Annotated in this window: 9 protein-coding genes; 1 reads left to right on the plus strand and 8 read right to left on the minus strand. The window is 29.9% G+C overall.

The features are described from left to right. Positions 1-139: 139 nt before the first annotated feature. The 8 genes from EDC18_RS14120 to EDC18_RS14155 form a co-directional block, all read right to left on the minus strand. Positions 140-391, minus strand: coding sequence for a DUF2508 family protein (locus EDC18_RS14120; RefSeq protein ID WP_132254194.1), 252 nt, complete (start codon positions 389-391; stop codon positions 140-142). A 252-nt stretch (positions 392-643) separates the two neighbouring features. After that, on the minus strand, positions 644-1,120 hold the full coding sequence (locus EDC18_RS14125; RefSeq protein ID WP_132254196.1) for a flagellar export chaperone FliS: 477 nt from the start codon (positions 1,118-1,120) through the stop codon (positions 644-646). Between the two features lie 9 nt (positions 1,121-1,129). After that, on the minus strand, positions 1,130-2,548 hold the full coding sequence (locus EDC18_RS14130) for a flagellin N-terminal helical domain-containing protein (RefSeq protein ID WP_132254198.1): 1,419 nt from the start codon (positions 2,546-2,548) through the stop codon (positions 1,130-1,132). 281 nt (positions 2,549-2,829) lie between these two features. Next, positions 2,830-5,985: a DUF6240 domain-containing protein gene (locus EDC18_RS14135; RefSeq protein WP_132254200.1), complete on the minus strand. Its 3,156-nt coding sequence runs from the start codon at positions 5,983-5,985 to the stop codon at positions 2,830-2,832. Positions 5,986-6,136: 151 nt separating this feature from the next. Further along, positions 6,137-8,125 (minus strand): methyl-accepting chemotaxis protein, encoded by a 1,989-nt coding sequence (locus EDC18_RS14140; protein WP_132254202.1) that lies wholly within the window; start codon positions 8,123-8,125, stop codon positions 6,137-6,139. 531 nt (positions 8,126-8,656) lie between these two features. Then, positions 8,657-8,857 carry a DUF3006 domain-containing protein gene (locus EDC18_RS14145; RefSeq protein ID WP_132254204.1) on the minus strand — a complete coding sequence of 67 codons (201 nt, stop codon included), beginning with the start codon at positions 8,855-8,857 and terminating at the stop codon, positions 8,657-8,659. 10 nt (positions 8,858-8,867) lie between these two features. Further along, a complete protein-coding gene (locus tag EDC18_RS14150; protein WP_165878603.1) occupies positions 8,868-9,935 on the minus strand; it encodes a ComEC/Rec2 family competence protein in 1,068 nt (355 codons plus the stop codon). Between the two features lie 261 nt (positions 9,936-10,196). After that, a complete protein-coding gene (locus EDC18_RS14155; RefSeq protein WP_132254208.1) occupies positions 10,197-10,367 on the minus strand; it encodes a Spo0E family sporulation regulatory protein-aspartic acid phosphatase in 171 nt (56 codons plus the stop codon). Between the two features lie 335 nt (positions 10,368-10,702). Here EDC18_RS14155 and EDC18_RS14160 point away from each other — a divergent pair, with 335 nt between their 5' ends. After that, the gene (locus EDC18_RS14160) at positions 10,703-11,404 is read left to right on the plus strand and encodes a DUF4397 domain-containing protein (protein ID WP_132254210.1); all 702 of its coding nucleotides are present in this window, start codon (positions 10,703-10,705) and stop codon (positions 11,402-11,404) included. Positions 11,405-11,573: the final 169 nt, after the last annotated feature.

Genomic DNA, 11,573 nt, shown 5'->3' on the forward strand with positions numbered 1-11,573 from the left:
AAATGCGTATTATATTATAGAATACAAAAATAGCTCTAAAGCCAAGAATGGAGGGGAATTGAAACCAATCCCCCCCAACTATTGACAAAGAGCCGGAAAAGCAATCTATTAGTTTTTAATAATAGATTGCTTCTTTAAGTTACCATATATTTGCTACCAAATTTTTTGCTTTTGCCAATGTCAATAAGTACTGATATTTTTTCTGCATTGCTTGAAGTTCGTATATACAACTGTCAATTAATTCTGGTTCAGTTAAACTTTCAAAATTAATATAAGCAATATCAATTGCCTTTTTTACACTTCTAATATTTTTTAGAAGCAATTCTTCATCCGTTCCTTGTTCTAATATAAAACTATCCTCATAAAGTTGATTATAATTATTTGCTTTCATATATTTCATCCCTCTATTATTGCTTTTTACATTATTAGTATAGTCATAAAAAATATTTTTTATACTAATTTATACCAGCATTAATATCAGAAATTTTACATATACTTATTTATTAGTTAAATAGTGTTAGCAAATTTATAATACACCTTCTATTTATATGTAACTATGTTTGTATATAAAGTTTGTCCTACTGCTTTTTTTTGTTCACTTTTCTTTAAATACCTTTACTGTACAATATATTTTTCTATATGATTAAGCTTTAAAACCCCTACTATTATTATCTCCAAGTATGGTCTCATTTAATATGCCCTTACCATACGTTAATCCTGCATATAGTTGTTGTGCATTATCTATTAACGGATCTGCATTTACTGTGGTAGCAGCTTCTTTCCAGCTAATTAACAATGTAGAAATAACTTTTTGAGCACTTTCTATTTCATCTGATGAATACTTAATCAAAGATTGTAATAATTGTTTATTTACAAAAATGTATAAAGACATTAAATTTTTAGAGATATCAAAACCAAAATCTAGACTTTCTATTAACGTCCTTAAAGTTCTTTGAGCGCTTTTAATACTTTCATCAAATTGATCTTTATTATTTTCTAATTTTGCCTCTTTTGCTTCATTTAAAAAGTCTATGATTAATTCATATGTAATTACGATTAGTTCACCTTTTGAAGCCTGAATTACTCTTGAATTATATTCTTTGATGCGCTCTTTTATCATTTATACCACCTATCCTTGAAGTAATTGCAATATACTTTGTGGTCGTTGATTTGCTTGTGCTAACATTGCTGTCCCAGCTTGTGCCAATACACTTTTTTGTGTATACTCTGACATCTCATAAGCCATATCTGCATCGAGTATTCTAGATAATGATGCTGTCATATTTTCTCCAGCTACTCCTAAGTTAGCCACTGTATGTTCTAATCTATTTTGGTAAGCACCAAGCTTAGATCTTACAGAAGATATCATATTAATAGCTGAATCCAGTGTTGAAATGGCTTTTTGAGCACCCGCTGCTGTTGATAAATTTATTTTATCTATGCCAATCGCTTTAGGAGATAAGTTTTGAATTCTTATTTCCATAGTTTGTCCTTCATTGGCTCCTATTTGAAGATTTAGAGGACCTGCATTCAATACATTTACTACAGTACTTTTTCCTGCTGCATCTTCTTGAGCTTCGAATTTCATCTCAAAACCATTTATGTCTGTAACTGTTACAACATTACCATTACTCGATACTGTTGCAGTGGTTAAAAAATCTGATCCTGCTGTATTAATACTAGCTTTTGCATCTAACCCTATTACTTTGCCTATTGATAAACCTAATCCATTTAGTAATGTTGTATTTGACGTATTAAGGTCCAATTCATATTCTGAACCGTACTCCTTCATTTCAAAAACCAACTTCATACCCGTTCCAAATTCAAATTGTTGTGCCACATCACCATTATATGCAACTAAATTAGCTCCAATGGTTTCTGCTACACTTCTTAACTTATTAAATACAATTTCAGCAGTGTCAGTAGCTTCTATTTTAATTTCTTCCCCATTTAAATTAATGGTGCCTGCTTCAACAACTTGTGGCCCACCTATAGTAGAGACCACTCCAACAATAGCAGCTTTTTTGGCATTTTCATTTATTGTTAATTCATAACTTCCTGGTTTTACTGCATCTGATAAAGAAACAATTTGAGCCACTGTTTCATTATCAGGAAAAGCTCTTCTATCAATATCACCATTTAATAATTTTCTCTCATTAAATTCTATGTTTTGGGATATCCTCAATATCTCATCCTTAAGCTGATTAACTTCGTCTTGTACAGCTCTTCTGTCATTGGCATCATATGTCCCATTGGATACTTGAACAGATAATTCTCTAATTCTTTGTAACATAGCATGAACTTCTGCTAGCGCACCTTCTGCTGTTTGTATCATTGATATGCCATCCATTGCATTTCTTTTTGCTTGGTCTAATCCTCTTACTTGTGTATCCATTTTTTGAGTTATTGCTAACCCTGCTGCATCATCTGACGCTCTATTTATTCTTAAACCCGATGATAATCTTTCTAATGTTCTATCCAAACTCGAATTTGTTTTACTGAGTTGATGTAATGATTTTAATGCTGGTATATTATGATTAATCCTCATCAATTTCACCTCTATATTTATATTTTAGTTCTTTTAAACACATAGAGATTGGAGGAGGATTTAATCTTACGTGTTTAAAAGAACTCTGATTATCTTATTCTAGTATTTATATCGGCTATTAAATAGCATCCTTTAATAGTAAATTATGCTCACTGCTTCTCTTCATCCTCTTCAGACTCATTAATAGCGATAACAAATGCTTTTGCCAGCTCATATAGGTTTTTACTTTCTTGCTCTGCATCTTTAGAATCTTTAAAGTATACCAATACTAACCCTCCTATTTAAATAAAAATATCATATTTTCCTTCTTTTATAAGCTTTGTTCTGTTGTTCATTAATACACCTTTTTCAGTGGATTTGTTTCTTATATCAATATGTTTCACTTCATACCCAAGAGCCTGAACACCGTTTATTATTTTGTCTTTGCTCCTTTCAAATTTAGATCTGTAATTTTCATTTTCTAATTCAACAGAAATAAAGACCTCATTATTATTGATACTTAGCTTGCTTTTTACATTCCCAAAAGTTTTTGTTGGAAGGGAACATAAGATCTCTTTGTTTGCGCCTTCATTTTTATGTATAAACTGCACATTAAATTGTGTTATTTGACCATCTACTATAATAGGCAATTGAAAATACTCTTTTTTTGATAAATAGTTTTGAATTTGGAAGAGTTTTTCACTGTCCTCAAAAGCTTTTTGAAGATTTGTTGTCATATTACCTACATAGCTTTCTTTTTTTACTTGGGTTAATAAAGACTTGATATGATCTAATTGCTCTTCTATTCTATTTTCATCAACTAAACCCAATAAATTCTCTAGTGATTCTACAATACTATCTTTGCTTTCTTTATTTACTGAATCCATAATGGTCTTAAGAACGTCTTTAAAGTCAAAGTTGTTTTGAAGCATGGTTTGAACATTTACAATATTCTCAATTGTATATGGCATTTCAAATTGATTCATAAAAGCTATGGCTTCAACGCTAACACCCGATAGCATTTGTATTTTATCTTGTAGTGGTGTATTTGTTTTTTCTTCTATTTGTGTTTCCCTCATAGGCATATCCAAATTACTTAATCTATCAACTAATTTCTCCATTGATAAATCTAATATATTAATATCTTCATTTAAGAATTGTAACTTTTCTAGTGTAGCAGTATCTTCAAATTCCTTTAACAAATTAGAATAATAATCTATTTTACTATTGTTTGAAGTTTGTGAATTTTTTAGTATGCCATTATCAATCTGATGCTCGATATTTTTAGAATCAAGTTTTAGTTCTTCTAATAATCCAAAATCCTCATCAATGGTTATATCTAATGCTCTTTTTGTCATTAGTCTTGTTGCCGTCAAAAGATTTTTAAGGTTGATTTCTTGATTTTGATTGATTAAGAATCCTACAACTTTTCCTTCTGATTTTTCTATACTACTTAATAGCCTATAGATCCCAATTAAGGCGTTTCTCTCATTTTCATTAATTTCTTTGTCCTTATCAAGTTGCCAAATGTACTCACTGTATTTTTCTTCATTTAAAAAACCCATTTTTTCTTTTATATCCGTTATTTCAATTAACAAATCATCCATTGGCATATGAAGGGGATTCTTTCCTTCTTTTATAAACTGCACAATTATAGAAGGGTGCATTGCCTTAAGCAAATGATTGATCTTTATATCTAAATTTTTAACAACCATTATATTGTCTTCATTTATAGGCATTTGATGATACGCCAAGGCTTTAACAGCCCTTTCATTTTGCTGAGTAATTTCTAATCCAAGATCTTCTAGTATAGGGTGTATTTGATTATATGTTTTAACAATAGAATCTCCAAGGTCTTTTCTAGGTTGTGTCATTAAACTTTCATAGGAATTATGGGCCTTTTCTACATTTGCTTTCTCTTCTAATCCTAAAATGTGTATTTCATCTATTGTTTCAGATGTATTTTCATTATATAATTTCCCCATAAGGGTCATGGGCATATTTTTTATTTCTTGAACTTTATAATCTGTTTCTTTTAAGATATCATAATTCTCTTGTGTTTTTTCAACATTATTTTCTTCAAGTAATTGATGGTAGTGTTCTTTTTCAATTTCTCTAAGGGATTCTACTATTTTATCTAATTTCTCTGTTTCAATTAGAATACCTTTATTAATCAGTTTTCTTGCGGAATCATAAGTTAGCTTTAGTCTAATTTCTTCTAACTCCCTTTTAGCTGATATAAACTTTAATTCACTTTGTTTATCAAGGGTTATTTCTTCATTTGAAATATTGACTTCACTTATCTTATTAATATTTACTTCTAAGTTTTCTTTAATAGCATATTTTATTTTTTGATCTTTAATATTAATTAATTTTGTTTGTATTTCCTCATAATAACCAACTATATTCTCATTCCTATTTGTACTATCTATAAAGGTGGTAATATTGCTTTTTCCCTGTCTTATATTATTAGCAATTAAATCCACTATTTCATCTTGATTCATTTCTTTAATAAGTTTTATTTCTCGTATTTTATCAAAGTTTTTAATAGTGATATGAACGTCATTTTCAATTAGCATTTTTGCTGTTGCCATGTTTTCTTTGGAGTGCTCTATATGTGATTCTTCAAAGATTTTTTCTATTTGGCCCTCTAAGGACTGAAAATCTATCTCTTTTGTTTGTGTTTTGCCTGCTGAATATGTGGCTTTATATAAATTATCTAAGTTAATCTCCAAGTCATTTTTTAGCAAATACACTATAGAGTCGTGGTTTAAATTTACAAAAGATTCATGTTGATTTACAGCTTTTAAGATTTTAGCTATTGTATAAGCATTAACTGGCAAATTATTTTTTTGTAGCTTGCTTATAATACTTTTCAATTGTTCTGTGTTGTTAGTGATCTCTGAGTATTGATCTACTAATTTTTCTAAACCTTCTGCATTACTTTCAACCTTTGTTTCTTTTATACGATTTAAGATTTTATTCAAATCTCCTAAAGGAATTTTTTCAGGGTTATATCCTTCTTTAATCATCCTATCAATATCTTTTTCAGTTACCCTAGACATAAACAATTCGATTCCATTTTTTATATCTTCTTCATTGGTCTCTTCTTTGTTATCTTCTAAGCTTGATATCATATCAAATAAATTAACTATAGCTTTAGACTGGGTGCATTTATTAAGTTTGACCTCATTATCTAATGCATTATCTGCTATATATTTCAACTCTATCTTATTATTGGTCATTCCAATAATTTCGAAAGATACCTTCTCACCTGTCTTTTTATTGGCCAATGAACCACTATTGAATGCAAATACATTGTTATTAATTTTAACAATTGCTGATTGATCTTGAAATCCTAAAATTGTTCCTTGTATCTGTTCACCTTTTTTTCCTAATTGACCTATATTAGGAATCTGTAATTGATTATTATGTACTGATTTTTCTAATACCCTCATGTCATCACTCCAAAGGTTTTTATGCCTATCTTCTTTTATTGTTTATCGACAGTTTTTATGAATATCTTAAGTTGGTTGTTTTTTGCATGTGAAGCTTTTTAAATACCAAAGGCTAAACCAAAATGGTTTAGCCTTTGGGAGTATTTAACTGTTACACTTTGAATCTCTTAATAACATCTTGCAAGCTCTGAGCTAAATTAGCTAACCCCTCGCTTGAACTAGCGATTTCTTCTATAGATGCTGTCTGTTCTTCCATAGATGCAGTGGCTTCTTGGGACGAAGCAGCATTTTCTTCTGCTATTGCAGAAAGATTTTGTATTGTCTCTAGAATATCATTTTTCATGTTCTCCATTTCTTCTCCGGAGATCGTTAATTCCTCAACTGCTTTTTCTGCTTCTTTCATTGATACTTCAATTACTAAGTATTTTTCTTTACTGGTTATAACACTGTTATTTTGTTCATTAGATATGGATTGTACCTTTTCCATGGTTTCAACAGCAGTATTTACATTTCCTTGCAATTCATTAACCATTTCATCAATTGCTTTTGTTGAAGTTGAAGATTGTTCTGCAAGCTTTCTAATTTCTTCTGCAACTACTGCAAAACCTCTTCCCGCATCGCCAGCTCTCGCTGCCTCTATTGCAGCATTTAGTGCCAATAGGTTTGTTTGTTCTGCAATAGATGCAATTACATTACTTGCTTGACCAATCTGATTTGAACTTTTATTTGTTTTTAAAATAACATCGTATATTTCTTTAGTTGCTTCATTACTTTCTTTAGAAATGTTGGTTAAATTCTGAATTTCAGTTAATCCTTCATTAACAGCATTAGTTACTTTCTTAGAAGCAGTATTAAGGTTTTTTAAATACATAAGATCTTTTTCAATTGCATTTCCTAAATTTATAGCCTTAAATGATCCTTCTTCAGTGTTTTTTGCTTGTTCTGATGCACTTTTAGAGATTTCTTCTACTGTCCTAGATACTTCTTCCGCTGCTGTTGAAGATTGTTGTGATATAGCTGTTAATTCTTCTGATGTTGCCGCTACTTGTTCTGAGGAGTCCCTTATCTCTTTTATAATGGATCTCATACTTGTAGTTATCTTTTGTAACGCTCTTGCTAATTCTCCCGTTTCATCTTTTTTTCTAATAAATTCTTCAGGAACATCTTTGGTTATGTCTAAATTAGATATTTCCTCTGAATGATCTATTATTTTTATAATCGGCTTTGTAATTGAATGTCCTAATAGAAAAGTAAATACAATGCTTAGTATAAGTAAAATAATCATAGTCATTGTAATTATTGTTCTTAGTCCTGGTAACTCAGCTAAAACCTCTTCCCTATTGGCTGTAATAATAAATAACCAATCCGTTCCCTCAATTGGTGCATATCCTGCATATAGATTATTACCGTTGAAGGAATAACTACTAACACCTGTTTTTTCACTAATAATTTTTTCGAAGAGCGCTGCAGCTGATTCTAATGTAGCATCTGATTCAGCTTGTAAAATAGGGTTGAATTGATTAAGCACCCTTTCTCTGTCATTATGTGCTATTACAGTCCCTTGGCTATTTATCATATAAGCGTACCCAGTTTCTCCAAAACCTGTGTCATCAGTAATATTACTGAGTGCATACCCATTTCTACGTCCTACTAATACACCTACTATGTTGCCATTATTTTCAATAGGAACTGCATACATTAAGCTCAACTCATTTGTACCTCTATCAATTATCAAATCTGATAAATTGGAAACCCCGTTAAAAGCCCTTTTTATATAGTCTCTATCTCCTAAATTAGTTGTACCACCTGATGTTAAATAAGTTGTTCCATTAGGTACTACCACTGCAAAATCGACAAAATTTGTATTGGTCAATTGCCTTTGTAAGATAGGTAACTGTATTTTCCAATCCATACTTTGAATTTCTTCACTATTGGCAATTAACTTTAATGTTCTCATTTGTGTGTCAATTCTACTATTTGTAAGTCTTGATCCTTCATATGCTAAAGCTGCAAGTGCTTTTTCTGCCTCTTTTGTTATAGACGAACTTGCCACACCTAGGGAAATTAACCCTAAAATAAGTGATGCTACTAAACACAAAACAGAAAAACTAATAATAAGCTTTGTCTTGATACTTTTCATTTTATCCTCCTAACTAGATTGGTTTAGTTACCCAATCCTAGCCTCATCATAATATAATCACTAAATTATTGTTATAAGTTTTGCTTCTTTTCCCCGTTACTCGAGATAATAATGCTTCCTCTTAAATGAATAAATAAAAGAGATTTTAATTAAGCAATTGGCCAAATTGTTAGTTTTTTAACAAGTCCTTTGAATTTTACATCAACCTATCTACGCCCCTTACTCAGAAATGTACTTTGCAAACTTATTTGCAAGAATTTGAGAATACTGCTTTCAACCAAGCTTGTGTCTCTTTGTGAAGCAGAGACATAAGGTGAGTATGAATTCTTACTTAATTATAATATATTATTGCGTACAAAAGCAATATATTTTGTCATATTTTGTCATATTTTGTCATTTTTTGCCCACTGCATAAAGTCATCAAGATTAATTTAAAAAATTCATAATTTTAAAAACCAATTACTATTGTTAAAAGTTTTTAAATAAAAATGGCTTAGGAAAATCTTTCCTAAAGCCATTTTATGCATTACACTATTTTTTCCATAGTTTGTCCATTAAACTACTCATTTCTAATCTTCGTTTTTCTGTCTCTTTTTTATCAATATAAATATGAATTATATCTCCTTCTTTTGCTTCACTTGGAATTAATTCAACAGGCATATTGACCTTTTCTTTGTTTTCTAATTCAACAACTGCAAACCTTCCTTCAAAACGATCAATAATTACTTTCATACGTCCCTCCCTATGGCTTACATCTTTGACAAGGTGTTTGGCCTTCTTCAATTGCTTTATCTCTTGTATCATAATATATTCTATTTTGTTCAGATGGTAATGAACTACAACTATCTCTATGAAATATATTTGAGTTTTTGTTACCTATATATTGGGTATTAATCATAGGTTCTTCTGGTAATAATTTATCCTTATTAATAACTTTATCCTTATATATCCTATTATCCGTTTTAATATCTATATTCTTACCATCGCTAGTGAGAATAATCGTTCCATGTAAATCTGTTCTATATAGGTATACATCAAATGTTTTTAGTCTTTCCATTACCTCCTTATGAGGATGCCCATATTTATTATCTTCACCAACTTGAATAATACCATAGGTTGGGTTTACTGCTGTTAAAAACTCTTTAGTTGTGGAGCTACTACTTCCGTGATGACTTATTTTTAATACATCTGCTTTTAAATCACTGCCATGTAACTCTATCATTTCTCTTTCAGATATTTCTTCTGCATCTCCAACAAAGAGAAAAGCTTTATTACCGTACTCTAATCGAATAACAATTGAATAATCATTTAAATTACTATATTTATCGTTAATTGGGGCTAATATTGTCCATTTTGCATCCCCTAGTATATAATTGTCCCCTACATTAGGTGGTGTAATTTGAAGGTTTTTATTATCTATTGCAATTAATACATCTTCAAAAGTTTTAGTATTATGAGAAACTCTTGGCAACAAGACTTTTTCAATTTCAAATTCATTAATTACATCATCTAGTCCACCAATATGATCTGCGTGAGGATGTGTACCTAAAACATAATCTAGTTTACTTATACCTTGACTTTTTAAATATGTAACTACCCGTTCACCATATTTGTTATCCCCTGCATCAATAAGCATATTATAGTTCTCTTGTTGTATTAATATTGCATCTCCTTGCCCAACGTCTATAAAGTGAATTTTTAAATCCCCTGCTGCATTTATACCATTATTAATGTGACCATTACAACCTGTTAGAACCATTATAAACATAATAATTCCCATTATATTAAGCAAACATCTTAATCTTTTCATTTTTTGTCTTCCCATCTAGTTATTCTTCAAGTAAATTATATGCTTAAACCTATCCATTTAATATACTAGAAAAAGAGAACTTCTCTAGCATAGAGTAAAGTGACTTTGTGCCTCTAAAAAACATTTGCTAACTTTTTATTAAAGTCAACTTTGTTCTTGGGCATCAAGCTTTTTCTAACTTTATTAGAAAAATGCAGCGCTTTCTATCAACTTTTTACTTTATAGGAAATAGTACTTTCATATAAAGTAAAATAGGATAGATTATTCTATCCTATTTTTTTTATTTTTTAACTCTTCATATTCATTTAATGCTCTATCTAGTCGTTGACTTAAGTATACTACTTTTGCTGATACAAGATTTTCTTCTTCGTCTATAAGTTGGTATAAGTCATTTCTTATTTTTTCCAATACTTCAGTATTAAATTCCTCCACTTTATCTGACCATCCTTTGTATTATTCTTTAGTTATGTTATAAAGTGCGATAATAATAGAAAGTTCTAATAGAATTGAAGTTTTTTAAAGCATAAATTAAATAAGTATCTATTATAAGTATAAGTCAGTATACTATTATAATATAATAAGTTGTGTAAATTCGCAACATTTTTTCAATGATAATATCTGTTTTTGTGTCTTTTTGAAATACTATGTAGTTATATAATAAATGTAATTGATATTTTTTTCTATAGAAATTATTACTTATTAATGTCAAACACCTGATTTCATTACTCACATATATTAGTATTAAGTTATTCTAAGGATGTGTCGTTTTGAATAATTATGAAATCCAAAGTTTTTTTCCACTAGATCAATATTTATATAATCAAGAGGTTAGCCCTCGTTCCTATCCTCCTCACTATCTTAAAACTTTACCTACACCAAGAAGCAATAGTTACATCCGTTTTGCAAATTTCACACCCACATTTCCACCAATTGATGTATATCTTAATGGCTCTATTATTGCATCTAATTTAAAATTTGGAGAAATTACTAATTATTATAGAGTAATACCTGGAAAACATTTATTAAGTATTTATGTAGCTAATGACAGAAATAACCCTTTTTTTGCTACAACAATAACTGTTCCTGTTGCCGATATAATATCAACTTTTGCTTTTGGATTTGAGGACCTTAGTTTTTACCTTATTAGCGATGATTTTAGAACACTTCCAGATGAAGTGGCAGTAAACTTTGTTCATCTATCCCCTAATGCCCCTCCATTAGATTTATATATAGATGGGGTTTTATATTTTAGCGCTATTTATTTTAAAGAAGCAACTCGTTATATTGTTTTAGATCAAAAACCCTTATACAACATACTTCTAAAAATTGCAGGCACTGATTATACTCTAATCAATCTTCCTAACATGACTCTTCAACCTAATAATTCCTATACCTTTAATGTGGTTGGCTTATATGAAGGTGACCCCCCTTTACAAATAGTTACTACACTTGATGGATCCACTTATTAAATATGTATTATATGCCCATTATGAAAATATTGACTTTAAGGAAAAAGACACCCTAATAAATCTCCATAGATTTTATGGTTCTATAATAAATGTTGGGGTGTAAAAACCTCAACATTATTTTTTTGTAAAAAAATAATGCACTTATCCTCAATTCCCTTTAACATGTTAA

This window comes from Natranaerovirga pectinivora, assembly GCF_004342165.1.
GTDB classification, from domain to species: Bacteria; Bacillota; Clostridia; order Lachnospirales; family DSM-24629; genus Natranaerovirga; species Natranaerovirga pectinivora.

What these genes read in the sequence shown, in the direction of transcription:
- EDC18_RS14140 (WP_132254202.1), bottom strand. Translation starts at nt 8,125, where the DNA reads ATGAAAAGTATCAAGACAAAGCTTATTATTAGTTTTTCTGTTTTGTGT.
- EDC18_RS14120 (WP_132254194.1), bottom strand. Translation starts at nt 391, where the DNA reads ATGAAAGCAAATAATTATAATCAACTTTATGAGGATAGTTTTATATTA.
- EDC18_RS14145 (WP_132254204.1), bottom strand. Translation starts at nt 8,857, where the DNA reads ATGAAAGTAATTATTGATCGTTTTGAAGGAAGGTTTGCAGTTGTTGAA.
- EDC18_RS14125 (WP_132254196.1), bottom strand. Translation starts at nt 1,120, where the DNA reads ATGATAAAAGAGCGCATCAAAGAATATAATTCAAGAGTAATTCAGGCT.
- EDC18_RS14130 (WP_132254198.1), bottom strand. Translation starts at nt 2,548, where the DNA reads ATGAGGATTAATCATAATATACCAGCATTAAAATCATTACATCAACTC.
- EDC18_RS14150 (WP_165878603.1), bottom strand. Translation starts at nt 9,935, where the DNA reads ATGAAAAGATTAAGATGTTTGCTTAATATAATGGGAATTATTATGTTT.
- EDC18_RS14135 (WP_132254200.1), bottom strand. Translation starts at nt 5,985, where the DNA reads ATGAGGGTATTAGAAAAATCAGTACATAATAATCAATTACAGATTCCT.